The organism is Pseudarthrobacter sp. Y6 (assembly GCF_050156205.1).
Classification (GTDB): Bacteria; Actinomycetota; Actinomycetes; order Actinomycetales; family Micrococcaceae; genus Arthrobacter.
The window spans coordinates 720,721-746,513 of record NZ_CP189574.1 but is presented as its reverse complement, the minus strand read 5'-3'; the positions used below and the strand labels follow the sequence as shown (position 1 = coordinate 746,513).

At 65.2% G+C, this 25,793-nt stretch carries 25 protein-coding genes, 1 tRNA gene, 1 other RNA gene and 1 pseudogene; 14 read left to right on the top strand and 14 right to left on the bottom strand.

Annotation, left to right across the window (positions count from 1 at the left end):
• Positions 1-164: 164 nt before the first annotated feature.
• Positions 165-1,091 carry an oxygenase MpaB family protein gene (locus tag ACQCSW_RS03670; RefSeq protein WP_426989541.1) on the top strand — a complete coding sequence of 309 codons (927 nt, stop codon included), beginning with the start codon at positions 165-167 and terminating at the stop codon, positions 1,089-1,091.
• Between the two features lie 81 nt (positions 1,092-1,172).
• Here ACQCSW_RS03670 and ACQCSW_RS03665 read toward each other — a convergent pair.
• Positions 1,173-1,260: transfer RNA gene (locus ACQCSW_RS03665), tRNA-Ser, on the bottom strand.
• A gap of 312 nt (positions 1,261-1,572) precedes the next feature.
• On the opposite strand from ACQCSW_RS03665, the gene ACQCSW_RS03660 reads away from it, so the two are divergent.
• The 4 genes from ACQCSW_RS03660 (at position 1,573) to recR (ending at position 6,249) form a co-directional block, all read left to right on the top strand.
• Positions 1,573-1,899: a hypothetical protein gene (locus tag ACQCSW_RS03660; RefSeq protein ID WP_426989540.1), complete on the top strand. Its 327-nt coding sequence runs from the start codon at positions 1,573-1,575 to the stop codon at positions 1,897-1,899.
• 188 nt (positions 1,900-2,087) lie between these two features.
• Positions 2,088-2,184, top strand: an RNA gene (gene ffs / locus ACQCSW_RS03655) — signal recognition particle sRNA small type.
• Between the two features lie 66 nt (positions 2,185-2,250).
• Positions 2,251-5,586 (top strand): DNA polymerase III subunit gamma and tau, encoded by a 3,336-nt coding sequence (locus ACQCSW_RS03650; protein ID WP_426989539.1) that lies wholly within the window; start codon positions 2,251-2,253, stop codon positions 5,584-5,586.
• 63 nt (positions 5,587-5,649) lie between these two features.
• Positions 5,650-6,249: a recombination mediator RecR gene (gene recR / locus ACQCSW_RS03645; RefSeq protein WP_056348564.1), complete on the top strand. Its 600-nt coding sequence runs from the start codon at positions 5,650-5,652 to the stop codon at positions 6,247-6,249.
• A 68-nt stretch (positions 6,250-6,317) separates the two neighbouring features.
• Here recR and ACQCSW_RS03640 read toward each other — a convergent pair whose 3' ends face one another.
• The 3 genes from ACQCSW_RS03640 to ACQCSW_RS03630 all read right to left on the bottom strand — a co-directional run bounded on the left by ACQCSW_RS03640 (position 6,318) and on the right by ACQCSW_RS03630 (position 9,690).
• A complete protein-coding gene (locus ACQCSW_RS03640; RefSeq protein ID WP_426989538.1) occupies positions 6,318-7,394 on the bottom strand; it encodes a hypothetical protein in 1,077 nt (358 codons plus the stop codon).
• 176 nt (positions 7,395-7,570) lie between these two features.
• Positions 7,571-8,722, bottom strand: a complete 1,152-nt coding sequence (locus tag ACQCSW_RS03635; RefSeq protein ID WP_426989537.1) for an ABC transporter permease — start codon at positions 8,720-8,722, stop codon at positions 7,571-7,573.
• Positions 8,719-9,690 (bottom strand): ABC transporter ATP-binding protein, encoded by a 972-nt coding sequence (locus tag ACQCSW_RS03630; RefSeq protein ID WP_426989536.1) that lies wholly within the window; start codon positions 9,688-9,690, stop codon positions 8,719-8,721. The genes ACQCSW_RS03635 and ACQCSW_RS03630 overlap by 4 nt, the downstream gene beginning before the upstream one ends.
• 214 nt (positions 9,691-9,904) lie before the next feature.
• Here ACQCSW_RS03630 and ACQCSW_RS03625 point away from each other — a divergent pair, with 214 nt between their 5' ends.
• Positions 9,905-11,263 carry an aspartate kinase gene (locus tag ACQCSW_RS03625; protein ID WP_426989535.1) on the top strand — a complete coding sequence of 453 codons (1,359 nt, stop codon included), beginning with the start codon at positions 9,905-9,907 and terminating at the stop codon, positions 11,261-11,263.
• Positions 11,264-11,280: 17 nt separating this feature from the next.
• Here ACQCSW_RS03625 and ACQCSW_RS03620 read toward each other — a convergent pair whose 3' ends face one another.
• Both ACQCSW_RS03620 and ACQCSW_RS03615 read right to left on the bottom strand, forming a co-directional pair.
• Complete coding sequence (locus ACQCSW_RS03620; protein WP_426989534.1) at positions 11,281-11,496, bottom strand: hypothetical protein; 216 nt, start codon at positions 11,494-11,496, stop codon at positions 11,281-11,283.
• Between the two features lie 131 nt (positions 11,497-11,627).
• Complete coding sequence (locus ACQCSW_RS03615; protein WP_426989533.1) at positions 11,628-11,870, bottom strand: hypothetical protein; 243 nt, start codon at positions 11,868-11,870, stop codon at positions 11,628-11,630.
• A gap of 80 nt (positions 11,871-11,950) precedes the next feature.
• Between ACQCSW_RS03615 and ACQCSW_RS03610 the strand changes: the two genes are divergently transcribed.
• The 4 genes from ACQCSW_RS03610 to ACQCSW_RS03595 are packed head-to-tail and all read left to right on the top strand — an operon-like array spanning position 11,951 to position 14,298.
• Entirely contained in the window at positions 11,951-12,433 is a 483-nt protein-coding gene (locus tag ACQCSW_RS03610) for a MarR family winged helix-turn-helix transcriptional regulator (protein ID WP_426989532.1), read from the top strand.
• A gap of 41 nt (positions 12,434-12,474) precedes the next feature.
• Complete coding sequence (locus ACQCSW_RS03605) at positions 12,475-13,038, top strand: SSI family serine proteinase inhibitor (RefSeq protein ID WP_426989531.1); 564 nt, start codon at positions 12,475-12,477, stop codon at positions 13,036-13,038.
• Positions 13,016-13,948, top strand: coding sequence for a 3-methyladenine DNA glycosylase (locus ACQCSW_RS03600; RefSeq protein WP_426989530.1), 933 nt, complete (start codon positions 13,016-13,018; stop codon positions 13,946-13,948). Before ACQCSW_RS03605 ends, ACQCSW_RS03600 begins: the two co-directional genes overlap by 23 nt.
• Entirely contained in the window at positions 13,945-14,298 is a 354-nt protein-coding gene (locus ACQCSW_RS03595; RefSeq protein ID WP_426989529.1) for a serine protease inhibitor, read from the top strand. Before ACQCSW_RS03600 ends, ACQCSW_RS03595 begins: the two co-directional genes overlap by 4 nt.
• Positions 14,299-14,381: 83 nt before the next feature.
• Here ACQCSW_RS03595 and ACQCSW_RS03590 read toward each other — a convergent pair whose 3' ends face one another.
• From ACQCSW_RS03590 to ACQCSW_RS03580, 3 genes and pseudogenes are all read right to left on the bottom strand, one after another.
• The gene (locus tag ACQCSW_RS03590; protein WP_426990613.1) at positions 14,382-17,546 is read right to left on the bottom strand and encodes a S8 family serine peptidase; all 3,165 of its coding nucleotides are present in this window, start codon (positions 17,544-17,546) and stop codon (positions 14,382-14,384) included.
• Between the two features lie 413 nt (positions 17,547-17,959).
• Positions 17,960-18,400: pseudogene (locus ACQCSW_RS03585) on the bottom strand (sialidase); the annotation flags it as partial.
• A gap of 187 nt (positions 18,401-18,587) precedes the next feature.
• Positions 18,588-18,773 carry a hypothetical protein gene (locus ACQCSW_RS03580; protein WP_111907149.1) on the bottom strand — a complete coding sequence of 62 codons (186 nt, stop codon included), beginning with the start codon at positions 18,771-18,773 and terminating at the stop codon, positions 18,588-18,590.
• Between the two features lie 275 nt (positions 18,774-19,048).
• On the opposite strand from ACQCSW_RS03580, the gene purS reads away from it, so the two are divergent.
• Genes purS through purL form a run of 3 tightly spaced genes read left to right on the top strand, consistent with a single transcriptional unit; the run spans position 19,049 to position 22,420 of the window.
• Positions 19,049-19,300, top strand: a complete 252-nt coding sequence (gene purS, locus ACQCSW_RS03575; RefSeq protein WP_056631212.1) for a phosphoribosylformylglycinamidine synthase subunit PurS — start codon at positions 19,049-19,051, stop codon at positions 19,298-19,300.
• Between the two features lies 1 nt (position 19,301).
• Positions 19,302-20,087, top strand: a complete 786-nt coding sequence (purQ, locus tag ACQCSW_RS03570; protein WP_426989528.1) for a phosphoribosylformylglycinamidine synthase subunit PurQ — start codon at positions 19,302-19,304, stop codon at positions 20,085-20,087.
• Positions 20,084-22,420, top strand: a complete 2,337-nt coding sequence (gene purL, locus ACQCSW_RS03565) for a phosphoribosylformylglycinamidine synthase subunit PurL (protein WP_426989527.1) — start codon at positions 20,084-20,086, stop codon at positions 22,418-22,420. The genes purQ and purL overlap by 4 nt, the downstream gene beginning before the upstream one ends.
• Before the next feature lie 146 nt (positions 22,421-22,566).
• On the opposite strand, the gene ACQCSW_RS03560 is transcribed toward purL, so the two are convergent.
• The 4 genes from ACQCSW_RS03560 to ACQCSW_RS03545 are packed head-to-tail and all read right to left on the bottom strand — an operon-like array spanning position 22,567 to position 24,180.
• The gene (locus ACQCSW_RS03560; RefSeq protein WP_426989526.1) at positions 22,567-22,860 is read right to left on the bottom strand and encodes a DUF503 domain-containing protein; all 294 of its coding nucleotides are present in this window, start codon (positions 22,858-22,860) and stop codon (positions 22,567-22,569) included.
• Positions 22,860-23,177 (bottom strand): putative quinol monooxygenase, encoded by a 318-nt coding sequence (locus ACQCSW_RS03555; protein WP_426989525.1) that lies wholly within the window; start codon positions 23,175-23,177, stop codon positions 22,860-22,862. The genes ACQCSW_RS03560 and ACQCSW_RS03555 overlap by 1 nt, the downstream gene beginning before the upstream one ends.
• Positions 23,174-23,734: a DUF1990 family protein gene (locus ACQCSW_RS03550; RefSeq protein ID WP_426989524.1), complete on the bottom strand. Its 561-nt coding sequence runs from the start codon at positions 23,732-23,734 to the stop codon at positions 23,174-23,176. The genes ACQCSW_RS03555 and ACQCSW_RS03550 overlap by 4 nt, the downstream gene beginning before the upstream one ends.
• A gap of 11 nt (positions 23,735-23,745) precedes the next feature.
• The gene (locus ACQCSW_RS03545; protein WP_426989523.1) at positions 23,746-24,180 is read right to left on the bottom strand and encodes an MmcQ/YjbR family DNA-binding protein; all 435 of its coding nucleotides are present in this window, start codon (positions 24,178-24,180) and stop codon (positions 23,746-23,748) included.
• A 45-nt stretch (positions 24,181-24,225) separates the two neighbouring features.
• Between ACQCSW_RS03545 and ACQCSW_RS03540 the strand changes: the two genes are divergently transcribed.
• Complete coding sequence (locus ACQCSW_RS03540) at positions 24,226-25,254, top strand: isopenicillin N synthase family dioxygenase (protein WP_426989522.1); 1,029 nt, start codon at positions 24,226-24,228, stop codon at positions 25,252-25,254.
• Positions 25,255-25,287: 33 nt separating this feature from the next.
• On the opposite strand, the gene ACQCSW_RS03535 is transcribed toward ACQCSW_RS03540, so the two are convergent.
• On the bottom strand, positions 25,288-25,713 hold the full coding sequence (locus tag ACQCSW_RS03535; protein ID WP_426989520.1) for a CoA-binding protein: 426 nt from the start codon (positions 25,711-25,713) through the stop codon (positions 25,288-25,290).
• Positions 25,714-25,793: the final 80 nt, after the last annotated feature.

The window sequence follows — 25,793 nt, the reverse complement described above, 5'->3', positions numbered from 1 at the left end:
GTTGACTCCCGGTTTGGCCCGCCAGACCCCGGATCCAGGCGGACTTACCACCTCATGGGACCACAAAGGCCCGGGCGTGTGAACCCCCGCAGCGGTACGCTGCGGGGATCATGTGGATCTGCGTGCAGAACCATGCCCGCCTGGTGCCGAGCGAGAATAGTGGTATGCGAAATTTCCTCAGGGAGTGGCAGGGCGAAGTCAAACGGGTATTCACCGGCAGCCCTGGCGGCCCGCCCGCTTGGGTTCCGCGGCTGGCTGAGGGCGACGACGCTGGCTATCACCTGCCCGGCTCGGCCGTCTGGGCGGTGCACGGCTCCATGACAACCATTGTGGCCGGGATCCGCGCGCTCCTGATGCAGGCTTTGCATCCGGGAGCGCTGGCGGGAATCCACGAGCACTCCAACTTCCGCGCAGATCCGCTCAGCCGGCTGGCCCGGACCATCCGCTGGATCTTCACCGTCACCTATGGCCCACAGGCCGCCGCCGACGAGGCCTCCGCCAGGGTCCGTCGCCTGCACGAGCCTGTTCAGGGGAGCTACGGTGACGGGCACGGCGGCGAGCGGAGTTACTCGGCCAACGATCCGGAACTCGCCCGCTGGGTCCACATCGCGTACGTGGACGCCTTCCTCTCCGCCCACAAAATCTGGGGTGCCGGGATCCCCGGCGGCCCGGACGCCTACGTCAGCGAGTGGGCCCAGGCCGGACGGCTGATGGGTGTAGAGGATCCGCCCCTGAGCGAGGCCGAAATGCGGCAGCAACTGGACCGCTGGTATAACAACGGCGAGCTGCTGGCGGACAGCAGGGTTGCCGAGACCGTCGAGTTCATCCGCAACCCGCCACTGCACCCGCTGCTGCGCCCTGGCTACCGGATCATCTTCGCCGGCGCTGTCTACAGCCTGGAGCCGAAATACCGCCGGATGCTCGGCCTCCAGGTCCCCCAGCTGGGGCCGTTCCCGCTCCCCGTGAGACTGGCAACGAAGCTGACTCTCGGCGTCGTACATCTTGCCCTTGGGCGCGGGCCTGGACCCAGCGAACAGGCGGCCCGGGAGCGCCTCCGCCGGCTCGGCTATGTGGGCAGCCAACCTGAGTAGGTGGGCTCCAGGCACGGGACAAGGTCCGGCTGGAAGAAAGCAAAAACCCGGCCCTGACATGGTCAGAACCGGGTTCCTGGCTGGCGGAGAATGGGGGATTTGAACCCCCGAGGGCGTTAACCCAACACGCGTTCCAGGCGTGCGCCATAGGCCGCTAGGCGAATTCTCCAGCTGCTTTCGAATCAAAAGCAGATACTAGAGTACCTGAACTTTCCGGCATCACCCAATTGGCCCGGCGGACTATTACCGCAGCCGGGCAACCCGGACTCCAGCTGGCCCGTTAACGTAAAAATGGACGCCCCCAATGCGTCCATTCCTCCGATACGCCGTTGAGCTGCCGGGTCCGGCCCTCCAGCCAGGCCCCGCAGCTCACAACCTTGAGATTGCCCCAATCGGTGTACATATCCATGATCAGCCCTGACCGCCAGATATGCAATGAAAATCGCCTCCGATAACCCAGCATTCTTGGCAGGATGAGGCCATGACACAGCTGCACGCCCTGGTGGTTTACGTTCCGGACACACACACGGAGGCGCTGCTCGCGGCAATCGGCGACGCCGGCGCGGGCAGGATCGGGAACTATTCGCACTGCTCCTTCACCTCCCCCGGCGCCGGGCGCTTCACTCCGTTACCTGGTGCCGAGCCGTTCGTCGGGGCTGTGGGTGCGGGCGAGCGCGTGCCGGAAACCCGGGTGGAGTGCGTTGTGGAGGAAGGGATGCTCGACGCCGTTGTGCTGGCCCTGCGCGCGGCGCACCCTTACGAGGAGCCCGCCTTTATGACCTGGCCGGTGGCCGGTTGGCGACGCTAGGTGGCGTCCGGGCCTTTGTGCCGGCTTTCGCGGCCCTGGCCCGCTTTGGGCGGTGGGGCCCGCACCGCTCGAGCGGGTCCGGGCAGCTCATCAAGAGATTCCGGGTCGCGAGAGGGCACTCCAAGGGGGCCGCGGACGGCCGCGGCCCGGGCCGTCCGGACCTTCCTGAATCTTCGGGTAAACTTGTCTGCGGCCCCTCATGTGGCGTCATCCTGTTGAACTCCCCCAGGACCGGAAGGTAGCAAGGGTAAACGGGCTCTGGCGGGTGCATGGGGGGTCTTTACTATTCCCCCACAGGGCGACCGCCCGCGAGGGATCCTGATTGTCAGCCCGGATTGGTAGGGTTTTCTCGTGACTGTTACTACCACCGCCCTTTACCGTAGATACCGCCCGGACTCTTTCGCTGACGTTATCGGGCAGGAACACGTCACGGAGCCGCTGATGACGGCACTGCGGAAAAACCGCGTCAATCACGCCTACCTTTTCTCCGGCCCACGCGGTTGCGGAAAGACCACGTCCGCCCGCATCCTGGCCCGCTGCCTCAACTGCGCCCAAGGCCCCACGGACACCCCCTGCGGTACGTGCCCCAGCTGCATTGAACTGGCCCGCGGCGGCTCAGGCTCCCTGGACGTCATCGAGATCGACGCCGCCAGCCATGGTGGCGTGGACGACGCCCGCGACCTCCGCGAGCGCGCAACGTACGCTCCGGTCCGTGACCGCTACAAGATCTTCATCATCGATGAGGCCCACATGGTCACATCGGCCGGTTTCAACGCCCTGCTGAAGATCGTTGAAGAGCCGCCGGAGCACATCAAGTTCATCTTCGCCACCACGGAGCCGGACAAGGTCATCGGCACCATTCGCTCCCGCACGCACCACTACCCTTTCCGGCTTGTCCCGCCGGAGCCGCTAATGGCGTACCTGGAGCTGCTGTGTAACCAGGAAGACGTTCCCGTGGCACCGGGCGTTCTGTCCCTGGTGGTCCGGGCTGGCGGCGGCTCTGTCCGCGATTCCCTGTCCGTACTGGACCAGCTGATGGCCGGCGCCGGACCCAACGGCCTCGATTACGAACTCGCCGTAGCCCTCCTCGGCTACACGCACGCTTCGCTGCTGGATGATGTGGTTGAAGCGGTGGCCGCCTCAGATGCCGCCACCGTTTTCCGGGCTGTGGACCGCGTGGTGCAGACCGGTCACGATCCCCGCCGCTTCGTCGAGGACCTGCTGGAACGCTTCCGCGATCTCATCATCGTCCAGGCCATGCCCGAAACCGCCCAGGTCATCCTCCGTGGCATGCCTGCGGACCAGATCGCCCGGCTCCAGAACCAGGCGCACAACCTCGGGGCTTCCGAACTCTCGCGCGCCGCTGATGTCACCAACACGGCGCTGACCGAGATGACCGGCGCCACTTCTCCCCGCCTGCACCTCGAGCTTCTCTGCGCCCGCATCCTGCTCCCCAGCTCGGAGCAGACCGAACGCGGCATCGCCGCCCGGATCGACCGGGTGGAGCGGCGCCTGAATTACGCCGGGAACGACGTCGGCGCTCCCGCTCCCGCTCCGGCGGGCGCTGCAGTACCGGCAGCGGCAGCGCCGGTTGCTGCTGCGCCCGCCGCGGCACCAGTTGCCGTACCACCAGTTTCTGCGCCGCCCGTTTCTGAGGCGCCCGTTTCTGAGGCGCCCGCTGCGGCACTTCAGGTTGCATCGGTTCCGGCCGCGGCACCGCAAGTTGCTGCGGCGCCGGTTGCTGCGCGGCAGCCTTCAGCGCCAGCCGCTGCTGGCCACGAATCGGCCCGGCCACAGGCCGCCGGCGCCGAAGAAGCCAGGCCGTCGCTGACGCCGCCAAGGGTCAGTACCAACGACTGGCCGGTTGACGAGTCCACAGGCAGGCGGCCCACTTCAACGCCACAGGCAACCGGTCAGCCCACCCCAGAGACCAGGCCAGACGTCGCCCGCGCAGTTCCGCCGGCCAACCCGCCGGCAAGCACAAACGCTGTCACGGCTCCTGCCACCGCTGCGCCCGCCCCGGCTGCACCCGCTTCGGTTGGCTATGCCCCGGCCACTCCTGCACCGACCGAAGCCACAGGAACTGGCGCCGCAGGCGCGGCAAGCACAGGCGCAGCAAGCACAGGCGCGGCAGGCACAGGCGATGTCGAAGTCCTGCGCCGTGCCTGGCCGGAGGTTCTACAGACGCTCTCCAAGATCAAGCGCAGCACGTGGGCGCTGGTTGAGCCGAACGCCCAGGTAGGTGCCTTTGACGGCCAGGTCCTGACACTGTCGTTCAGCACCACCGGGTTGGCCGGCGCCTTTGGCCGGGCTGACCACGCTGAGAACCTGCGGCAGGCGATCCACAAGACTGTGGGCATCGACTGCCAGATCACTGCAGTCGCCGGTGGCGCCAACAGTGCAGCGAGCGCTGAGCCAAACCCAAAAGCACCCGCTAGCCCGGAATCTCCGGCGGCCAGTTCAGCCGATGTTGCGTGGGGCCTGGCCCCTGCCAGCGCCGTTTCCACTCCTGTCGTCCATGCCACCGCGCCTGCACTTTCGCCTGCCCCCTCCCCCGGGACGCGTGCTCCTGAACCGGCCGAGCCTCCTGCCACTGCTGCAACTTCTGCAGGCGCAGTAGCTCCTGCAGAAACTGTCCAGCGCACCGGCGCCATCAGCGCGCCGGCAGGCACTGAGTCCGCCCAGGTACCAGCCGCGCAGGGTCAGCCGGGACCAGCTGAGCCGGGTGCGACTGCCGGTTCGTATGCCTACTCCGATGACGATTGGGGTCCTCCGCGCGACGAAGATGCTCCGCCGCTGGACGAGGAACCCCCCATGGACTGGGATCCTTCGCCTGCGCCACGCCTGTCACCTTCACAGCCTGAGCCTTCAGCGCCCGCACCCGCCAAGCGGCCCGCTCGAAGTACTCCAAAGGCTGCAGCAGCAAAAACCTCCCCAGCGGCCAAGCCCTCTGCCGCTGCATCGTCCGCTGCTCCATCACAGCCCGATACGGCACTGGATCCGTGGGGCCGGGCCGTCGAGCAGGCGCCGGGCGTATGGGTCGTTGGCACAGAGCCCAATGTTGGCAAAAGCCTGAACACGTCCGTCCCCGACGAAGCCGCGAGCACCGCTCCCGCGCCCAGCTACGAGCCCGCCACTGCACAGGTCCCTCAGACGTCACCTGCCGTTAGCCAGTCTGATGCCGACGCCAGCTGGGGCTTGCCGCCCGTGGCTGTCGCCGCAACCTTCGACGTCGCCGCACAACAACCAGCCGCACAACAAAGCCCCGCACCAGAAACCGCGGCGCCCCATAGCGCGGCGCCAACCGGCCAAGCCCCGGTAGCTCCGGCAGGCCCGGCGGGGGACGCGGTTGTACCCGAACCGGCTGAAGTCCGCGAGTACGCTATGGCATCGACTGCTCCGGCTGCACCACCCCTGCAGCTGGCGCCGGCAACCTCCGAGTCCGCTGCTGCCGCCCGGCAGAGTCTTTACCAGCGCCTGTCCAACAGCCCCGAGGCCGAAGCCGGGCGTACCAAGGCTCCGGCCAGGGCTGCCGCCGCCACCTATGTCCAGGACATTCCGAGCGCGGACGATGAAACCATCGAGGAATCCGGCGTCTTTGGACGCGCCGCCGTCGAGCGTATTCTGGGCGGAAAGCTGATCGAGGAGCGATCCCCGGACGGAAGCCCCATCGTTTCGGGGTTCTAGGCACCTGCAGCACGTACTCCCGCAACGCCAATCACCAGCCAAGCCAAACCAAAGGAGGAAAACGTGTACGAAGGTGCAGTCCAGGAGCTGATTGACGAGCTCGGACGGCTTCCCGGTGTCGGTCCCAAATCCGCCCAGCGGCTTGCCTTCCACATCCTCGAAGCGGACCCCCAGGACATGAAGCGACTCGTGGAAGCCATCACCATGGTGAAGGAACGCGTGAAGTTCTGCACGGTATGCGGCAACGTCACCGAGCAGGAATTGTGCAACATCTGCCGCGATCCCCGGCGGGACCCGTCAGTCATTTGTGTGGTGGAGGAGTCCAAGGACGTCCTCGCCGTGGAGCGCACCCGATCCTTCCGCGGCCGCTATCACGTGCTGGGCGGAGCCATCAACCCCATTGCCGGCGTGGGGCCCGAGCAACTGCGGATCCGGGAGCTCCTGACACGGCTGAACGACGGCGCCATCCAGGAAGTCATTATCGCCACCGACCCCAACCTCGAAGGCGAAGCAACGGCCACGTACCTGGCCCGGATGCTGAAGACAATCGGCATTGTGGTAACCAGGCTGGCCTCCGGCCTGCCCGTGGGCGGCGATCTGGAGTACGCCGACGAAGTCACGCTCGGCCGTGCTTTCGAAGGCCGCCGCAACGCCCTGACGTGATCTGACCTGACCTGATCTGGCCGACGGGGCTAAAGCAGACAGGCGCCCCGACCTGGCCTTGCCTGGGTTCAGGCGGCAGGGTTGAGCCGTCGTCGGGCAGCCCGGTGGCCGCCGGCCAACAGAATGCCTGCAGCCCCGGACTGCGTGCCAACGCCAATCAGTGCCAATGGCATCTCGGCGCCTGTCTTCTCCCGTTCCTGCCCCTCCACACAAGGAACCTGCGTGCCTTCCGCGGCGCTCTGCAGCTCCCCGGGGAGCCAATCCAAGGCGTTCTCCTTGGACTCGGCCTCACCGGCAATCAGCGCCAGGATCACCATCGGGTTGCTCGTCGCCATCCAGAAGATCCGCTCGGTGTGGTAAACCTCGGCGATTCCACGGATCTCCGGCGAACACTGATAGGAGATAACCCTGCCCAACTCGTCCCGTTGAATGTTGATGGCCACCAACACCGGCTCATACGCCCTTACGCTGGGCAGCAGCGCTATCACCGCCACCACGTTGCCGACAAGAAGCAAAGAAGCGACGCCCCAGGCCAGGACCCTTCCTCGCTGACCCTCGAACCACCGGGCAGCACCCGCGCCAATGCCGCCAAAGACCATGACTTCAAGGATGATCAGGACAAAGGACACCCCGGCAACTGCTGGCGAGGACTCAGACCAGAACGCGAGCAGCAGCAGGAAAACGACTGACGCGGTGGCGAAGATCAATCCTTGGGCAATGCAGCGGGCCCAGTCCAGCAGCGGGCCGTCCACAGCACCCTCGGCGGGTTTCGGCCCAGCGCCGCGCTGCACGTCCCCCCATCGGACAGCGAGCACACAGCTCACCAGCACCAGCAGTGCGGCCGTAAGCATGTACACCCAGGCGTGGGATTCCGGCGGCAAGTCACCGCCCGTGACCAGGGCGATCACCAACAGCGTGCCGGTGCCCCAGCAGGCACCGAGAATGGCGGCGCTCTCCCACCAGAAGCGGGCAGAGCGGACAGTCAGCAGCGCTGATGCCAGCGCACTACGGACGAGCAACCGAACCTGGGCGCCGCCCGGGGAAGAGGTATCCCCAGCGTCGTTTTCATCGTCGTGCTGGATTTTTCCGGCGCCAATGGGTTCGTACAGAGGTTCGTCGGCGGCCGGATGTTTCTCGTCAGCCATGGTCCTCATCCGCCACGTACTTATCAGCCACGTGCCGCCTCCATCCCTATGGACAGGCCCAGCCCCGACAGTCACCGGCCATTTCGGCGGCTAATCCAATCGTGATCCGCTGAAGCGGGCCTGTCCAGTGTCCCTGCAGTCCAGTGCGAGGACTGTCCCGTGGAGGCACGCCGGCTTTAGGCGATGCGGGTTCCGCGCGCCAGCCTGTGCGCCGGGGTGCGCAGCGAGCGCCAGCCCAACCACATCAGCAGGCCGGCAAGCAGCAGCTGTAGGCCGAGTCCCAGCGGCCACAAGGGAGTGGACTGCGCCAGGTAGCGCGGCTTGGCCTCACCGTTGGCGCAGGGGTACGTGCCCTCAGGACCGGCCATGGCGTAGCGTGCACCCTGGCTGATGGATTCGATGGCCCCCACCGGTGATGACAGTCCGAAGCCATTGTTGACGCGGACCGTGTAAGGGATGGCATCTGCAACCACCACGTAGGGGTTCATGGCCAGCATCCACGCCACCCTTTCGGTGCGAACGGCCGGCTGGGCGCGCAGCGGTCCGGAGCAGGTGTACTCCGGTTCTTCCGGCACTGTTTCGTCGGGTACCGGCTGGAGCGGTTCGTAGTTGCGGTACTGCGCCTGATTGGCCATGATGGTGCCCTGCGAGAGCCCGGTGCCCAGGCCGAAGGCAATGAGGGAACCGAAAACCAGCCCGGCCACGGCAAGGTACGTGACCACAATCGAGAACAGCGGGCGCCCCGCCAGCGCGGAAATTCCGACGCCGATGGCACAGACCACGCCGACTTCAACGGCCAGCATGAGCAGGGCCACGAAGACATGGCCGGGCGTCATGCCGCCGAGGGCGACTCCGATGACCAGGAACGGAGTGCTGGCAACCAGGAATGCCAGGGCGGCGGCCCACGCTGCGAAGAACTTGCCCCACAGGATCTGGCCGGGCCGCAGCAGGGTCACCTGAAGGATGGCCAGGGTGCCGGCGGCGCGGTCGCCGTTGACGGCATTGGCAGAAAGCGCGGGCGCCACCAGCAACGCGAAGAGGAGGACAAAGGCCAGGACCACTTCGAAGATCATGGACCCGGGTCCCGCGTCGGTCGGCAGAAAGTTGGAATAGGCGCGCTGGGCTTCGCGCTGGGCATTCCAGCTGGCCCACGTCAGCCAAGTCACCAGAGCCGTCAGGATGAACCAGATCGCCAGCATGATGTACCAGCCGCGGGACCGGAGCCGCTGTTTGAGTTCCAGGACCACCACATCCCGGATACCGGCAAGGTAGCCGGCACCAAAGCCGGAGGCCGGCGGACGCTGCGTTGTATCTGATAGCTGGCTCATCGCCGCTCCCCCTCAAGGTTCATGTAAGTCTCTTCCAGGGCACCCGAGGCGGGGGCAAAGGAGCTGACCCCGACGCCGGCCAGCACCAGGTCGCCCAGGAGGCGGGCGGCGTCGTCGTCGTTCAGCAACACCAGGCTGACGGCGGGCCGGCGGCCGTCTTCAACCCGGAACGCCAGGCCCAGTTGGGTGAGTTTGGCGGCGAGCGCGGCACCGTCGGTTGCCGAGATGGCGTAGCGCCTGCCGGAGGCGGCGGCCTCGTCCGTGGTCTGGTGCCGGACCGTTTTCCCGCGGTTGACGAACACCGCGGCGTCGGCAATTTCGTCCAGCTCGCTGAGTACGTGGGAGGAGACCACGATGGACTTCCCCTCCGCCGCAAGCTGCCGCAGCATCACTCGCAGCTCCACCCGCGATCCCGGGTCCAGGCCGGACGCCGGCTCATCGAGCAGCAGCACGGAAGGATCGTGGATCAGCGCGCGGGCAAGGCTGAGGCGCTGCTGCTGTCCCCGGGACAGGACACGGGCCGGCTGGTCCGCCAGGTCGCTCAGGCGGACTCGGTCCAGCATCTCGGTGACGCGCTGTGGGATTCCGGCCTTGGGTAGCTGGTAGAAGCGGGCTATCTGGGTGAGAATCTCACGGGCAGTCAGGGACTCCCACACGCCCAAGGTGTCCGGCATCCAGCCAATCCTTTTGCGCACTTCCGCGCGGTGGTGCTGCGGATCCAGCCCATCCACCGTGATAGTGCCGGAATCCGGCGCCAACAGCGAAGCCAGCATGAGCAACAGCGTTGTTTTACCGGCCCCGTTGGGGCCGATCAGGGCGGTGACTTTTCCCGCCGGAGCATGGAAATCCATGTGCTCGACAGCATGCACCTGCCCGAAGCTGCGGCTCACCGCGGTGGCGCTGATGCCGTCCTGGCGTGGGCTTTCCGGCTGGGCCGGCATGTCCATTTTGTCCTGATTTGCTGTCATTCTCCGAGCACCTGTCCCCCAAGCCGTTGCATGCATACTGACTATATGAGCGTACGCCTGCACCCACCTGCGTAGTATCCGCCGGAAGGCTGAGATTTGGACACAATTCCACGTCCGGCCACAGGCGGCGATAAACTGGGCTGACACGTCACGCCGTCTAGCCAAGGCCGTGCCTGACCTCCAGAAGTCCGATTGATCCAGTGAAGGTACGCGCATGAGTACGCCCACTTCCGAAGTGCACACAGCAACGCAGTCTCACGAGCTGCCCGAAGGCACTGCCGTGACCAAACAGCTGATCGTGCAAAAGTTCGGCGGCTCCTCCGTGTCGGATGCCGAGGGCGTCAAGCGCGTCGCAAAACGCGTGGTCGACGCGCAGCGCGCCGGCAACGAAGTTGTGGTGGTCGTTTCGGCCATGGGCGACACTACCGACGAACTGCTGGACCTCGCCGCCCAGGTGACCGATTCCGCCCCTGCCCGCGAGATGGACATGCTCCTCTCCGCCGGTGAGCGCATCTCCATGGCCCTGCTTGCCATGGCCATCAACAAGTTCGGCGCCTCAGCGCAGTCCTTCACGGGATCCCAGGCCGGCATGATCACCGACGGCATCCACGGCAAGGCGCGCATTATCGACGTCGATCCGCATCGCATCCGTACGGCCCTGGACAAAGGGCACATCGCGATCGTGGCCGGCTTCCAGGGCATGAGCCGCAGCACCAACGAGATCACCACCCTGGGCCGCGGCGGCTCGGACACCACCGCCGTCGCCCTTGCGGCCGCACTCGACGCCGACGTGTGCGAGATCTACACAGACGTTGACGGCATCTACACCGCAGACCCCCGAGTGGTGCCGTCCGCCCAGAAGATCGACACCATCTCCAGCGAGGAAATGCTGGAACTCGCGGCGTCCGGCGCGAAGATCCTGCACCTGCGCTGCGTTGAATACGCACGCCGGTTCGGCGTGCCGTTGCATGTCCGGTCCTCATTCAGCCAGAACGAAGGCACCTGGGTCATCCCCAGCGCCGAAGACAAGATCACCACTCAAGAGGGAGTTGCCTTGGAGCAGCCAATCATCTCCGGCGTTGCACACGACCGTTCCGAAGCCAAGGTCACTGTGGTGGGTGTACCGGACATCCCCGGCAAGGCGGCTGCGATCTTCCAGGTCATTGCCGACGCCCACTCGAACATCGACATGATCGTGCAAAACGTTTCCACGCACGGCACGGGCCGGACGGACATTTCCTTCACGCTCCCCATCGTCGAAGGCGCGGAGGCCCTGGAAGCGCTCAAGGCCGCGCAGCCGGACATCGGCTTCGAGAACATCGAATACAACGAACAGATCGGCAAACTGTCCCTAATCGGGGCCGGCATGCGGTCACACCCCGGCGTCTCCGCGACGTTCTTCAAAGCCCTTTCCGACGCCGGAATCAACATCAACATGATCTCCACCTCGGAAATCCGGATCTCCGTGGTGACACACGCCGATCTCCTCGATGACGCCGTCCGTGCAATCCACAAGGCCTTCGACCTGGACAGCGAGGACGAGGCAACCGTCTACGGCGGCACCGGGCGCTAGCCCAAGTCGCTTTTGTTTCAGCCCTGCTTGTCCAATTCTTCGCGGCGCACGGCGTAGTGATGACCTTCGGAATCGGTTTCCACTACGAAGCGGGAAAGGTCCTCATCAGAGGCCTGCTCGAACTCATCATGCTTGTGGACCACAGGTGAATCCGTGTCCAGACGCGTTGCCGGCCCGAAGACAAAACGGAGCCTGTCAGTCGCTTGCATAAAACCGGTGAGCGCATGTCCCATTGTTTCCATCCCCTTCCCGCGTTGCGGGGTAAAGAGCCCCTACCTCCTTTTGGAGTCAGTGCCCTTATTTTACGCCCGCAGCCGCAAAAAGGGCCTGGTGAGGTTCGGCCTGATGGGAGGCTGGGAGGGGCTCAGCGGAGGGACTGGTCGTCCGGGTTCCTGGGCACAACATACGTGCTGCCGTCCGGGCGGGTGACCGTTTCCCATTGCTGGGTTTCCCGCTCGCGCTGAGCCAGGAGTGCCCGGTTCTCTTCGGTCATGTTATGCACCAGGGAACTACGGTTGGCCGGGCCGAAAATTGCCCTGAGCTTGCCGGTTGCCCGCATGAACCGCTGGGATGCGTTGCCCTTGTCAGCTGACTTGCCTTTGCCCATGAAAGTGACCCCTTCGATAGAACCAATTACTCGCTCCAGTGTACGCTAACAATTAGTGCACTAACTATTGGAGGAATGTGATGACGGTACGGGCCGGCGCTGCGCGGCAGCAGGACGATGACCTCCTCTTGGAGCAACAGCTCTGTTTTGCCCTCACCGTGGCATCCAGAAGCGTAGTGGGCGCCTACAAGCCCGTCCTCGAAAAGCTCGGGCTCACCCACCCGCAATATCTCGTGATGCTGTGCCTCTGGGAATCAGCACCCCGCACCCTGCGCAGCATCAGTGAAGCCCTGGCGCAGGCCCCGGCCACTATCTCACCGCTACTTCGGCGGCTGGAGGAGGCCGGCTTTGTCACCCGCCAGCGGGTGGACGGAAACGAACGCAGCCTTGCCGTGGGCCTGACCCCCGCCGGCGCCGCGCTGCGTCAGCAGGCCACAGCCGTCCCGGGCACCATGATGGAACGCCTGGGGCTGACCCGTGAGCAGGTGGGCGAGCTACACAAATCCATGATGGGGCTCATCGCCGCCACCGCCGGAACCGACGGTCAACCCGTCGGGGAATAAACCCGCCAAGGCGTAAAATGGCAGCAACCTAAGGATGGTCCATGCATTTGCGAACAGTACGGCCATTGCTAGCGGTCCTCGCCGTTTCCTTGCTCGCCGCGTGTACGGGCACGCCTGACGGGACCGCGCCTTCAGCCGCCACCCCTACAGCCAGCTCCTCCGCCAGCCAGGGCACCTCCGACTCCCCCGCTCCGGACACCGAGACCACCGTCCCGGCACCGTCCCCTTCCGCACCCCCGGCCCCGCCGGGAGGCCCCGGCGCCGGCAACGCCGAACTTGCCATCATGGTCAGGCCCTCTCCCACCGAAACCGCGGTGAACTACACGCTGGTCTGCCGCGACGGCCTCCCCACAGCTGAGAGCAAGCACCCCAATCCGGAGGCGGCGTGCGCAGCCCTCAAGAACAACGCTGCCCTCCTCAGCCCAGCTCCCAAGAGCAAAGACGTGGCCTGCACCGAACAATACGGCGGCCCGCAGACCGCCACGGTCACCGGGATTGTGGACGATACTCCCGTGGATGCCGCGTTCGCGCGCACCAACGGCTGCGAAATCGGTGCCTGGAACGCAGCCCAGGACGTCCTGGGTGCCAGCGGTGGAGCAGCTTAGCCTGCTGACGGCCGACGCCTGGCGTGCCCGCGAAGAAGCGCACGCCCAACGCGTCCGCCGTTACTCTGATCCCTACCTTGCACGCCGCTCTGCAGGTCGGAAGCACCCCGTGGAGGACTTTCTATTCACCTACTACACCCAGAAGCCTGGCCAGCTGCTGCGCTGGCACCCGGGAACCGGCGTCGTACTGACCGGTGACGCGGCGTCCGCCCGCATCGGCTGGAAGCACTACAGAGCGCTCGACGACGGCGAACTCGCCTCCCTGGGGCTGCCGCCAGGAACCACTGCCGTGACTCTTGACCGCGCCCGCTTCCTGGCCGACCGGCACCAGGCTGTGGTCTTCGCCGACATCATTCTCCGCGGCACCGCTGCCCGGCCCGCGCAGTTCGGCTGCTTCGGGCTGCACGAATGGGCCATGGTCTACCGCCAGGACAAGTTCGACCTGCGCCATGAATACCTGCAGCTGAGGCTGGGTTCTGCCGGCACGGACAAAGTGGTGGAGGATAACCGGATCCGATGCTCACACTTTGACGCCTTCCGCTTTTACACTCCCGACGCAATTGCGCTGAACGAACTGGCTCCCAGCCGCGAAAACCAGCGGCACATGGAACAGCCCGGCTGCCTGCACGCCAACATGGATCTCTACAAGTGGGCGTACAAACTGCTGCCCGCGCTTCCCAGCGAACTGGTCATGGATTGCTTCGAACTGTCCTGGCGGATCCGGGCCATGGACATGCAGGCCTCCCCCTACGACCTCGCGGAGTGGGGTTACCCGCCCATTCGGATCGAAACCACTGAAGGCAAAGCAACCTACGTTGAGCATCAGCGCGCCTTCGCGGGTGAGGCTGCTGCGCTCCGGGCGCGCCTGGCGCAGGCCTTGGCACCGCTTCGAACGGCGGGGACGCGATGAAGGATCTGGAGCTGACCATCAGGGTCACGGAAGGCCCCGACGCCCCCGAGTACGAATTCCGGCTGATAGTCCGCGACGGCCACCCGGCTGACGGTTGTACGTTGCCTGATCCTGCAGGAGCGTTGTCAGCCATGGAACGCTTCGGAGAGGACGTCTTCTTTCCCAAACCGGCCCCCCCGAAACTTTGCACGCAGCAATACGGCGGGCCGCAGGTGGCCGTTGTGACCGGCTCCATCAACGGCCATCCCGTCAGTGTGACTTTCCAGCGAACTGACGGCTGTGAAATCTCCCGCTGGCGCGCCATGGCTCCCCTGCTCGGCGGGACAACGGGTTCCCGCGGCGAAACCTGACCTTCGGCGGCAGCCTCCGCAATCGACAGGAACGCCGCCGGGACCAAGCGGTCCGGCGGCGTTACCGTGCTGTTTCTGAAGAACTAGAGATCCATGTTGCGGTTTCCGGAGAACTCCGGGACCTCCTGCTTCTTCTTTTCCTTTTTGACCTTGTCCTTCTTGTCCTTGGCAGGGTCATCGGCCGTTTCATCATCAGGGACCACCACAGCACTGCCTGGTGTGACAACCACGGAGACGAAGGTGGGCACGTTCGAACCGGCGAACGTCACCCGGCCGATATAGGAGCCCTCAGCGAGATCCTTCCACTGGAGCTTTAGAATCCCCGACTGGCCGTTTCCGAGCCGCAGCGGATTGGGGGTCGCCGTGGCATTTCCCACGTTGGCTCCCAGCACCGCGGCGTCCACGGACGCCTTGGCGGGCTGCCCATTGGGGCTTGCGTAGAGGTTCACAAAGATCGTGTACACGCCCGGCGCCGGGTTCGGAACCGAAATCGATTCACTGGCAGAGGCCGTCTGGGCCAGCAGCGCCTGTCCCGCCGGGTTGAAGACCACCATATCGAAGTCGGCGGTCTCGTCCGACGAATAGACGGAGAACTTTGCCAACGGCGATCCTGCCGGAACGGTGACCTCCTTGGCGAAGTTGGACGCGTCCGTTTCCAGCGCCAGCGGTCCGGGAACCAGTTCGATGGCCGAGGAGTCAGCCTTGGACAGGCCGTCCAAGGTGATGTTCACGGGCGCGTTGGTGCCGGAAACCACCGGAATGTCGCCCTGCCCCTGGCCTCCTTCCGAGGTGAAGGCCAGGTTCGCCGGCGCCACCACCGACTGCGGGCGGACGGCCACCGGCGATGCCACGTTCTTGCCGGCACCCTGCCAGACGAGGTTGCCCATGGCAAACTGCCCCAAAGCAGCACTGGTGTTCTCGAACTTGACCTTGAAGGTGCGCTTCTCGCCGGCAGCGTTGAAACTAAGGATCGACGGCGTGACCGTCACCTTGATGCCTGGAACGCTGGCCTTGGCCCGGTAGGTGCCCGGGGTCAGCGCGGTAACAGTCCGCGTGACCTCGGTCTTCCCGGTGAGGGCCCCCAGCGCGAACGAGGCAACATTCATATCACGCGGCGCAGTTGTTCCGAGATCCGGGATACCCAGGTCCAGGCCCGTTCCCTGGATGAATTTCAGGTAGTCGTCCTCAGAATTGTCGTAGACCAGGCCGGGATCGAGGACCCGTGCAACGTCCACCTGGCCCGCGCCGGTGGCGAACACGTCACCGTTCCGGGTGCCGTCTTCGTTCTTGATACCAGCTGCCGTGGTCATCATGGCTGACTTGATGGTGGCGGGAGACCACATGGGGTTCTTGGCCAGAACCAATGCGCCAAATCCGGCCACATGCGGCGCAGCCATCGACGTCCCGGACATCATGCCGAACTGGTCGCCGCCGGAACCGATGGGCGACACCCCTGCCAGCACCGCAACGCCCGGCGCCGCCACGTCAGGTTTGAGCAGGTCTGAGCCGGTGGCAAGCAGCGGGCCCCGGGAGGAGAAGCCGGCGATCTGCGGCTGCGGCGCGGCCGGAAGTCCGGTGGTGTCCGTGTTCACCAGGGAGACCTTGATGCCGGGGTTGGCGATGATCTTGTCCTGGATCTGCTGCGTGGCCGGCGGGTTCACGTGCACTGTGGGGACTGCGTGGCGGTCAAGGTCCTCGGAGGAGGTGGACAGATTGACCAGGATCATGCCGACGCCGCCTGCACGCTGCACCTCGGCGCTCTTGGCTACGCGGTCCACCACTCCGCGGTCGCAGATAACAATCTTCCCTGCCACCTTGGCGGGATCAAGCGCATTGGGGGCGCACAGTTCCGGGTTTGCTGCGCCGGAGGCAGCGGCACTTCCCGCCAGCACAACGTTGCTCGCAGGAACGGGAGCGGCCATGAGACTGGCGCCGCGGTACTTGCTGCCGTCCTCAAATTCGACGGTTCCCTGCAATTCCGTGGAGAAGGAGCTCGCGGCCACTGTGGTCAGCCACGGCGCGCCGTGATTCACGGTGCTTGCCGTAGGCCCCGAGTTTCCGGCGGACGCGGCAATAAAGATTCCGGCCGAGGCCGCGGAGAGGAAGGCCAGGGAAACCGGGTCCGTGGTGGTTGAGGTGCTGCCGGAGATGGAGTAGTTCAACACGTCCACACCGTCCAGGATTGCTTGATTGATCGCGGCTACGGAGGCGGAGCTGTAGCACCCGCCCGTGGCCGGGTTGTCGTCCTCCCAGCAGACCTTGTAGACGGAGATCTTTGCCGCCGGCGCCACGCCACTGGTGATGCCCATATCGGTTGCACCAAGGTTGGCCCGGACGTTCGCGTTGCCCGCGGCTGTGCTGGCAGTGTGCGTACCGTGGCTTCCCACATCCACAGGCGAAATCAGTTCTTCAGGCGCACGATTCTCCGGCGCCACGTACTTCATGAAGTCGTCAGCGAAGTAGCGGGCACTCAGGACTTTGGAGTTGCAGGCGCTGCCGTCAAACGCGGCCCCGGTTCCCTGGCCCTTCTGGCACTCACCGACGAAGGTGTCGCCGTCGGACTTGAGCATGGCGATGTTGCCGTCCGCGGTGCGGTACGGGGCACCCACCTGGGCCTGGCCGCTGAGAGGTTGCACGTCTTCCCCGGCGAAGAACGGGTTGGAGGGCGTGTAGCCGGAGTCGATAACGCCCACTACAACGCCTTTGCCGGCATTCTCCTGCCCGCCGAAGGCAGTCTTCCAGATGCCGTTTTCACCGCTGAGCCCGAGGAAGTCAGTGGTGGAGTAATCCGGCGCGTTCTCCGTGTCCGGTGCCACCACCAGGACGGCTGGGTCCTTGGCGAGCTTTACCGCCTGGTCAGCGGTCAAATCGGCCGAGAACCCGTTGATGGCAGCCGTATACTGGCGCTTAATCCGGACGCTTTCGGACCCGGCCACAGCGTTCTGCCTGCCCTCAAGGTGCGCCTGGTACTGCTGGACTTCGGGCCGGTCGGCGTCAAGCTTGCGGCCGTTCTGGGGCTTCGTCGCTGCGAGTCCGGGAGACCCGCCCTCGTAGGTGGCCGCCGGCTTCTCGGCAAGGACCACAATGTAACGGCCAGCGGGGTAGTCGCCGGGGTTGAGCTTCTTTAGTGCCACTGCCGTGTTTGCTTCAGCGGGCGCCGCGGTAGCGGGGCTCATCGCTATCGAAGAAAGGAGCAGCGGCAAGCCCACGGCCAATGCCGTCGCCTTCCGAAGTCCCCCGCCCCGAATGTGGCTTTTTTCAGTTGATTTCACGAGCGACTACACCTTTCACGAGGAACGACCGGCCACGTTGCCGGTCTGGAGAAGGCTGGGAACGGCACACGGCATTACAGGTTTTGTAATGCTGTGACCAGCCGTTACAAACATTACAGACTGAGAGCTGAATATGACATAGACCACATCGGGCATCTAGATCAGTCATGCGCGTTTAGGGGAGGGCCGGGAAGCCGGGTGGGCACAAAAAAGACCCCACGTGGGCCGGACCTTGGGTAAGTCCAGCTCCACGCGGAGGTCTTCTTTGGTGCAAGGAAACCACCATGGCTCAGCCCTTGGCGTCACCTGCAGGCGGCCGAAGGAGACCTGCTTGCCATCCTTGTCCAAAACCACCACGTCGTCGCGGCCGTTCTGTACGCCGGAGGGAACACGCGGCCGTCGGAAAGTTCCACGGTCTTGTTCTCGTCCATGCGGCCGCCGACGTTGGCACCCTTGTACCAGGTCACGCATTGATCGTTCGAATAGACGCTGTACGCCTGGATCTTGTTGGTGCCGTCGGCCTGGCGCACATCGCCGGCGTACTGCTGGATCAGGCAGCCCTTGTACTGGCCGTGCTTGAGCTGAATGCCTTCGCCGGAGGACACGAAGTTGCAGCGGATATCGCCGGCCACGGGGCTGGTCTTCCTGGTGCCCGGCTTGGTCACGTTGGTGATGAGCCTCGGCTGGCCCCACGTGACGCCGCCGTCGGAGGACTCGATGACGGCGGAGGAGATGACGGTACTGTCGGCGTCGTTGTTGCCGAACTGGCTGCCGAAGAAACCCTGGTCCTTGGAGTACACAAACAGTGCGAAGACCTTGCCGGCCTCGGCGCCGGCGTGTAGAACGTCACATGGCGAGGAGTTTCAAGAAGTTGCTTGGGAGCAGCCTGGGACAGCGCCTTCGGAACAGTGCATTTGCAGCGGAGCACCTGAGCGGGGCACAAAATGGGCGCCCCCGTTCAGGGACGCCCGTTTGAGGCTTGGGTAATGACTTGAGGGCTTGGGTAAGGAGTGGCGCCTACTGCCTGGGCGTCCGGACCACGTCGCTGATCCACTGGCGGGTCTTTTCGTCCATGGGGCCGGCCACGCGCGTTTCCCGGGCAGCCCGATCCGCCTTGATCTTCTGCACCACCATCCGGCCCAACCCGGCGAAAACGGCCACGGCCATCATCGGCAACAGCACGGATTTCGATTTTTCAGCCATGCCGCAATCCTAGTGACGCTGGCTCCGCGAGGCCATAGCCGCCGTCGTCCTTCACCTCCCAATAGCCCGCCCTGCCACGATGGCTGTGGCCGATCCCACCGAATACAGGGTGCAGCGCTCCGCCCGGTAGAATGGGCTAGCAAGCTCGCGGAGCGCCCGTCCACACCGTTCTAAAGACACTGTTCGAAAAAGAATGTCCCCAACATCCCGGAACGGCGTAAGACGGCGTGACTCCGCTGCGCCCTTACCCAATGCTCACGCACAGGAGTTGCCGGATGCCCCGGATCGTTGTTGACGTCATGCCCAAGCCCGAGATTCTGGACCCGCAGGGGAAGGCCATCGTGGGTGCACTCCCCCGCCTGGGCTTCACCAGCTTTAGCTCTGTCCGCCAGGGCAAACGCTTTGAACTGACGGTTGACGGCGAGGTGACCGACGCAATCCTGGCCCAGGCCCGCGAAGCCGCCGAGACCCTGCTGTCCAACCCCGTGATCGAAGACGTCGTCAACGTCGAGGTCGTCGAGGCCTGAGATGACTGAACTTCCCTTGATCGGCGAGGCGATCGCCGTCGCCGCCGAGCCGCGCCTTGCCGGCGCGAAAATCGGCGTCGTCACCTTCCCCGGCACCCTGGACGACCGCGACGCCGCCCGTGCAGTCAGGCTCGCCGGCGGCACCGCAGTGCCGCTCTGGCACGCTGACACTACCCTGGGTGACGTGGACGCCGTCGTGATCCCCGGCGGTTTCTCCTACGGCGACTACCTCCGTGCCGGCGCCATTGCCCGCTTCGCCCCGTTGATGTCCAAGATCATCGACGCCGCGAACTCCGATGCAAAGCTGCCTGTACTTGGTATCTGCAACGGCTTCCAGATCCTGACCGAGTCGCACCTGCTGCCCGGCTCCATGATCAAGAACGACCACCTGAAGTTCATGTGCCGCGACCAGGTCCTGCGCGTGGAAAACAGCAACACCGCCTGGACCCTTGACTACGAGGCCGGCCAGGAAATCACGGTTCCGCTGAAGAACCAGGACGGCCAGTACATCGCAGACGAAAAGATCCTGGACGCCCTCGAAGCTGAAGGCCGAGTGGTGTTCCGCTACGTGGGCTTCAACCCCAACGGCTCACGCCGCGACATCGCTGGCATCTCCAACGCCGCCGGCAATGTGGTGGGACTTATGCCCCACCCGGAGCACGCGGTGGAAGTTGGCTTCGGCCCCGAAACTGTATTGTCCGGCGGTGCCGGGATCGGCGGGTCCGATACCGACGGCCTGGGTTTCTTCACCTCCGTACTGAACAAGATTGTGGGAGGCAACAAATGACCGAGATCAATTCGGTGGTCGAGCCTGTCGAGACCTCATCCAAAAAGTTCAACATTGACACCGTCGAGAACGCCGCCAAGACGCCGGACACCGAACTGCCGTGGGCTGAGCTGGGCCTGAAGCAGAACGAGTTCGACGAGGTAGTCAAGGTCCTGGGCCGCCGCCCCACCGGCGCCGAGCTGGCCATGTATTCCGTGATGTGGAGCGAGCACTGCTCCTACAAGTCCTCGAAGAACCACCTGCGCCAGTTTGGCGACAAGGTGACCGACGAGATGAAGAAGGACATGCTGGTGGGCATCGGCGAAAACGCCGGCGTCACCAACCTGGGCGACGGCTGGGCCGTGACGTTCAAGATCGAGTCCCACAACTCGCCGTCGTTCGTGGAGCCCTACCAGGGTGCAGCCACCGGCATCGGCGGCATTGTCCGCGACATCATCTCCATGGGCGCCCGCCCGGTGGCTGTGATGGATCCGCTGCGATTCGGGGCCATCGACCACCCGGACACTGCCCGTGTGATGCACGGTGCCGTTGCCGGCATCGGCGGCTATGGCAACTCGCTGGGCCTGCCGAACATCGGTGGCGAAATGGTCTTCGACGCCGTTTACCAGGGCAACCCGCTGGTTAACGCGCTGGCTGTTGGCGTGATGCGCCACGAGGACATCCGCCTCGCCAACGCGTCCGGCAAGGGCAACAAAGTGGTCCTGTTCGGTGCACGCACCGGCGGCGACGGCATTGGCGGCGCCTCGGTGCTGGCCTCGGAGTCCTTCGACGACACCAAGCCGTCCAAGCGCCCCGCCGTCCAGGTGGGCGACCCCTTCGCTGAGAAGGTCCTGATCGAGTGCTGCCTGGAGCTCTTCAAAGGCTCGCTGGTTGAGGGTATCCAGGACCTCGGCGCCGCTGGCATCTCGTGCGCCACGTCGGAACTGGCCTCCAACGGCGACGGTGGCATGGAAGTTGAACTGACCTCCGTCCTGCTGCGCGACCCGACGCTGACCCCGGGCGAGATCCTGATGTCCGAGTCGCAGGAACGCATGATGGCCGTGGTCACCCCGGAGAACATCGCCGCCTTCGAAGCTGTGATGGACAAGTGGGCCGTGGAGTACTCCTGGCTCGGCGAGGTCACCGACACCGGCCGCCTGATCATCACCTGGGACGGCGTAGTCATCGTGGACGTCGACCCTCGCACCGTGGCCCACGACGGTCCGGTTTATGACCGCCCGTACGCCCGCCCCTCGTGGCAGGATTCCGTGCAGGCCGATTCCTTCACTGGCTCCGTACAGGACGCCGGCCGTCCCTCCGCCCCCGCGGAACTGGCCGCTGCCGTCACCGAGCTCGTGGCTTCGCCGAACATGTGCAGCAAGGACTGGATCACCAACCAGTACGACCGGTATGTGGGCGGCAACACCGCCCTGGCGTTCCCGGACGACGCCGGCGTGATCCGCGTGGACGAGGAAACCGGCCTGGGCGTTGCCCTGGCCACCGACGCCAACGGCCGCTACACCTACCTTGATCCGTACCACGGCGCACAGCTGGCACTGGCCGAGGCCTACCGCAACGTGGCCACCTCCGGCGCCGTTCCGATGGCCGTCAGCGACTGCCTGAATTTCGGCTCCCCCGAGGACCCGGACGTGATGTGGCAGCTCGCGGAGGCCATCCGCGGCCTGTCCGACGCCTGCATGGTCCTGGGCATCCCGGTCACCGGCGGCAACGTCTCGCTGTACAACCAGACCGGCACCACGCCCATCCACCCCTCCCCCGTGGTGGCAGTGCTGGGCAAGCTGGACGACGTCGCCCGCCGCACGCCGTCGGGCTGGAAGGAAGATGGCCAGGCCATCTACCTGCTGGGTACGACGGCGGCAGAACTGGACGCTTCCGAGTGGGCCAACATGCGCGGCCACCTCGGCGGACTGCCGCCCAAGGTTGACCTCGCCGCCGAACGCGAGCTGGGCGAAATCCTGATCAACGCGTCCCGCGACGGCATGGTGGACTCCGCGCACGACCTCTCCGAAGGCGGCCTTGCGGCAGCCCTGGTGGAGTCCGCACTGCGCTACGGCGTGGGTGCCCGGATTGCCCTGCAGGATGTCCTGGACCGCGACGGCGTGGACCTGTTCACGGCGCTGTTCTCCGAGTCCCAGGGCCGCGCAATTGTCGGGGTACCCCGCTCGGAAGAAGTCCGGTTCAAGGACATGTGCACGGCCCGCGGCTTTGCCCACACCCGCATCGGCGTGGTGGACGCAGCCAGCGGCAACCTTGAGATCAACGGCGTGGACACCATGTCGCTGGACGCCCTCCGCGAAGCCCACGAAGCAACCCTGCCGAAGTACTTCGGCTAAGAGATCCACGGAATCCGCGGCGGATTCGGACGAACGCTCCCCTGAACCGGGGCGCGGATGTCCGGTACCGCCGCGGATTTTTTGGAACATCACTGAGCTGCCAGCTTTTCCGCCAAACGAAGGCTTTGCTCAGTCGGGTCTTGAGGTCAGTCCTCGCTGTGGAGCTCCCGCTGCCTTGAGCTGAGCAGCTCGAACTCCGGCCGGGCGGCCACAAAGCGTTCGACGGCGGTGAGTACCTCCACGAGGTGCGCCCGGTCTGCCGCCACCAAGCCGGCGCCCACCTGCGAGCGCCGGTACTGTTCGTGGTCGCCCACCTCCGCGACGGACACATCAAAGCGGTGCTTGAGCTCGGCCAGCAGCGGCCTGATGACGGAGCGTTTCTCCTTCAGGCTCTGGACGTCGCCGAGGAGGATGTCGAATTCAATCCAGCCGATCCACATCAGATGGTCAGTTCACCCATCCGGTCCCAGCCGTCGCCGTCGAGCTGGCGGCTGATGATGCGCGGTGTTTCGGCCAGCGCCTGCGGCATGTCAGCCATGGCCTGCTTGAAATGGGTGCTGTTGACGTGGTCCCCTGCGGCGTCGTCCCGGAAGGCTTCCACCAGCACGAACTCGTTGGGGTCATCCACGCTGCGGGACCAGTCGAACCACAGGTTGCCGGGCTCCTCACGTGTGGCCTGGGTAAAGCCATCAACGAGGCCGAGCCAGCGCTCGGACCAGTCGGGTTTGACCTTGAATTTAACGACGATAAAGATCATGCAATGTTCCTTCCGTTGCGGGACATGGACTGTCCCGCGGCGAGCTGTCGTGCCCCTTCAACGTATCGCGAAGTGATGTGCCGTTGCGCGGCCCGGGCCAGCAGGCCGCCGGCCTGATAGAACCAGTTGGCATGCCGGCTGAAGGCTGTGACCTTCAAGAACACGCGCCCATCGGCGCCGATCTCAACTTCGAAAGCTTCCTCGCCGCGCTCCGGATGACCGGGCAACGTTCCGTAGCCAAAGCCCGCAGACTGCGGGCCGTCGCCCGGCACCGGCCGCCGGACCCAGACCACCTCGCAGGGGGCGTTAATCCGGAAAGGCCCGATGCCGAAGCCGCTCACCACGCGCGCACCCGGGATCACGACGTCGGACTCGGTCCGGACGATCAGGCCGGACCGCCGCTGCAGTTCCCAGGTAAGGATTCCCTGCGCTACACGGCGGTAGACCGCCAGCCCGTCCCCCAGGTAGGTCTGCGAGACCAGGCACGGGTATCCTTCGGGCGGCGGGCCATGTTCGGTGGAGCCGATGCCGGGGTAGTTGAGTCCGCCGGCAGCCATGCGCTTGCCCGTCAACGCGGTTCGCCCGGGAGAACGGCCGTCTCCGGGGAGGCGGTCAGCCGCGCCCACCCAAGCTGCTCCTGCTGCTTGCGGCTCAGGGAGACCACCACCAGGTCGTAGGAATCCTCCACCATGTCCCGGACCATGCCATCCGGGAGGTCGCCGTCCAGCCGCACACCGTTCCAGTGGGTCTTGTTCATGTGCCATGCGCCCGTGATTTCCGGGTGGGCGGCGCGCAGCTGCTCAGCGAGGGCGGGCTCGCATTTGAGGCTCACGGACCAGTCGTCAGGGTCCATGGCGGACGCCGCAAACATCTTGGCTTCTTGCCTTGCGCCGCCGGCGACGTGCGCCCGGACCTTAAACACGGAGGTCTCGGGACCGAAGGGAAAATCCTCGAAGGCCCCCGGAAATGACAGGCATAAGGCCTTGAGTTGCGCTGCGTCCATGGAGCGAGCCTACAAAGTCCTTCCCGGCGGTGCTAGTCTGCGAAGATGTCACCCGATCAGGCCACCATTCCCGTTCTGGACATGAGCGCCGCACGCCAGCCGTACGGCTCCTTCAGCCCGGAATTCATTGACCAGCTGCGGGACGCCGCCCATAACGTGGGGTTCTTCCAAATCACGGGATATGGCGCCGCATCCGGCCAGGCCGAGGAGCTGCTGGCCCTCATCAAACGCTTCTTCGATCTGCCCCTCGAGGACCGGATGAAGCTGGACAACAGGATTTCAGCACACTTCCGCGGCTACACACGGATGGGCACAGAAGTCACGCAGGGACGGGCCGACGCCCGCGAGCAGATCGACTACTCCCCCGAACGCGAGCCCGTCCACAACTATCCGGCCGACCAGCCATACTGGCTGCTCCAGGGGCACAACATGTGGCCCGACGAGGCATTACCGGAGCTCAAGCCCGCGGCCATGGCCTGGGCCGGCCTGATGTCCAGTGTGGGCATGGAGCTGCTGCGTGGCATCTCGGTTTCCCTGGGACTTCCGGAGGACCACTTCGACGAGCCCTTCGGCAACGAACCGGCCTGGATGGGCAAGCTGGTGCATTACGTCGGCGGCGTGGTGGAGGCGGCCGGCAACCAGGGCGTGGGCTCCCACGCTGATTACGGATTTGTCACCCTGCTCCTCCAGGACGAGGTGGGCGGACTCGAAGTGCTGCCGCCCGGGACAAAGGAGTGGGCGCCGGTTGAGCCTGTTTCCGGGGCACTCGTGGTGAACCTGGGCGAAATGCTGGAGGTGGCCACGGAAGGTTACCTTGCCGCCACGATCCACCGGGTTCAGGCGCCGCCACCCGGCGTGGACCGCTACTCAGTCCCGTTCTTCTGGTCGCCGCGGTTGGATGCTGTTATCGATCCGGTGCCCCTGCCTCCCGAGCTCAAAGCCCAGGCACGCGGCATCTCCGACGATCCGTCCAACCCGATGCTCGCGTCCTTCGGCCTGAACATGCTCAAGGGCCGCATGCGCGCCCATCCCGATGTGACCGAACGCCACTACCCGGAGCTGATGCAGCGCTGAGAACCGCGGGCACCTGCGCGTCCAGGGAACCAGTCAGAGGTCGTACTTCCACGCCTGCTGCGCGGGGCAAAGGTTCATCACCACGTCCAGGCCGGAGGCCTTGGCACGGTCCACTGCCGCTTCGTCGATAACGCCCAGCTGCAACCACACGGCCTTGGCGCCCACCGCAATTGCCTGGTCCACCACCGCCCCGACCTTCTGCGAATTCACAAAGCAGTCAACGACGTCGATGGGTTGCTTTTCAGGGGGGATCCCACCCAGGGTGCGGTAGCCGGTTTCGCCGTGGACGGCGTCACCGGGCAGGTTGACAGGGATGATCTCCATCCCGAGCCGGTCGCGGATAAACAGCGAGGTGTCGTGGGCTGCGCGCCACTCATTGGTGGTCAGGCCCACGATGGCCCACCGCCCTTTGTTTCGCATCAGACGCTCAATAACTGCAGGATCGTTGACGTGGCCCATGATCCAAGCGTACATCGTTCCCAAAGCGGCCCCTTGTCAAATATTTAACCGACCGGAGGTGTAAATGCCGGGCGTGAGCG

What these genes read in the sequence shown, in the direction of transcription:
- ACQCSW_RS03670 (WP_426989541.1), top strand. Translation starts at nt 165, where the DNA reads ATGCGAAATTTCCTCAGGGAGTGGCAGGGCGAAGTCAAACGGGTATTC.
- ACQCSW_RS03660 (WP_426989540.1), top strand. Translation starts at nt 1,573, where the DNA reads ATGACACAGCTGCACGCCCTGGTGGTTTACGTTCCGGACACACACACG.
- ACQCSW_RS03640 (WP_426989538.1), bottom strand. Translation starts at nt 7,394, where the DNA reads ATGGCTGACGAGAAACATCCGGCCGCCGACGAACCTCTGTACGAACCC.
- ACQCSW_RS03635 (WP_426989537.1), bottom strand. Translation starts at nt 8,722, where the DNA reads ATGAGCCAGCTATCAGATACAACGCAGCGTCCGCCGGCCTCCGGCTTT.
- ACQCSW_RS03630 (WP_426989536.1), bottom strand. Translation starts at nt 9,690, where the DNA reads ATGACAGCAAATCAGGACAAAATGGACATGCCGGCCCAGCCGGAAAGC.
- ACQCSW_RS03625 (WP_426989535.1), top strand. Translation starts at nt 9,905, where the DNA reads ATGAGTACGCCCACTTCCGAAGTGCACACAGCAACGCAGTCTCACGAG.
- ACQCSW_RS03620 (WP_426989534.1), bottom strand. Translation starts at nt 11,496, where the DNA reads ATGGGACATGCGCTCACCGGTTTTATGCAAGCGACTGACAGGCTCCGT.
- ACQCSW_RS03615 (WP_426989533.1), bottom strand. Translation starts at nt 11,870, where the DNA reads ATGGGCAAAGGCAAGTCAGCTGACAAGGGCAACGCATCCCAGCGGTTC.
- ACQCSW_RS03610 (WP_426989532.1), top strand. Translation starts at nt 11,951, where the DNA reads ATGACGGTACGGGCCGGCGCTGCGCGGCAGCAGGACGATGACCTCCTC.
- ACQCSW_RS03605 (WP_426989531.1), top strand. Translation starts at nt 12,475, where the DNA reads ATGCATTTGCGAACAGTACGGCCATTGCTAGCGGTCCTCGCCGTTTCC.
- ACQCSW_RS03595 (WP_426989529.1), top strand. Translation starts at nt 13,945, where the DNA reads ATGAAGGATCTGGAGCTGACCATCAGGGTCACGGAAGGCCCCGACGCC.
- ACQCSW_RS03580 (WP_111907149.1), bottom strand. Translation starts at nt 18,773, where the DNA reads ATGGCTGAAAAATCGAAATCCGTGCTGTTGCCGATGATGGCCGTGGCC.
- purS (WP_056631212.1), top strand. Translation starts at nt 19,049, where the DNA reads ATGCCCCGGATCGTTGTTGACGTCATGCCCAAGCCCGAGATTCTGGAC.
- purQ (WP_426989528.1), top strand. Translation starts at nt 19,302, where the DNA reads ATGACTGAACTTCCCTTGATCGGCGAGGCGATCGCCGTCGCCGCCGAG.
- purL (WP_426989527.1), top strand. Translation starts at nt 20,084, where the DNA reads ATGACCGAGATCAATTCGGTGGTCGAGCCTGTCGAGACCTCATCCAAA.
- ACQCSW_RS03560 (WP_426989526.1), bottom strand. Translation starts at nt 22,860, where the DNA reads ATGTGGATCGGCTGGATTGAATTCGACATCCTCCTCGGCGACGTCCAG.
- ACQCSW_RS03555 (WP_426989525.1), bottom strand. Translation starts at nt 23,177, where the DNA reads ATGATCTTTATCGTCGTTAAATTCAAGGTCAAACCCGACTGGTCCGAG.
- ACQCSW_RS03550 (WP_426989524.1), bottom strand. Translation starts at nt 23,734, where the DNA reads ATGGCTGCCGGCGGACTCAACTACCCCGGCATCGGCTCCACCGAACAT.
- ACQCSW_RS03545 (WP_426989523.1), bottom strand. Translation starts at nt 24,180, where the DNA reads ATGGACGCAGCGCAACTCAAGGCCTTATGCCTGTCATTTCCGGGGGCC.
- ACQCSW_RS03540 (WP_426989522.1), top strand. Translation starts at nt 24,226, where the DNA reads ATGTCACCCGATCAGGCCACCATTCCCGTTCTGGACATGAGCGCCGCA.
- ACQCSW_RS03535 (WP_426989520.1), bottom strand. Translation starts at nt 25,713, where the DNA reads ATGGGCCACGTCAACGATCCTGCAGTTATTGAGCGTCTGATGCGAAAC.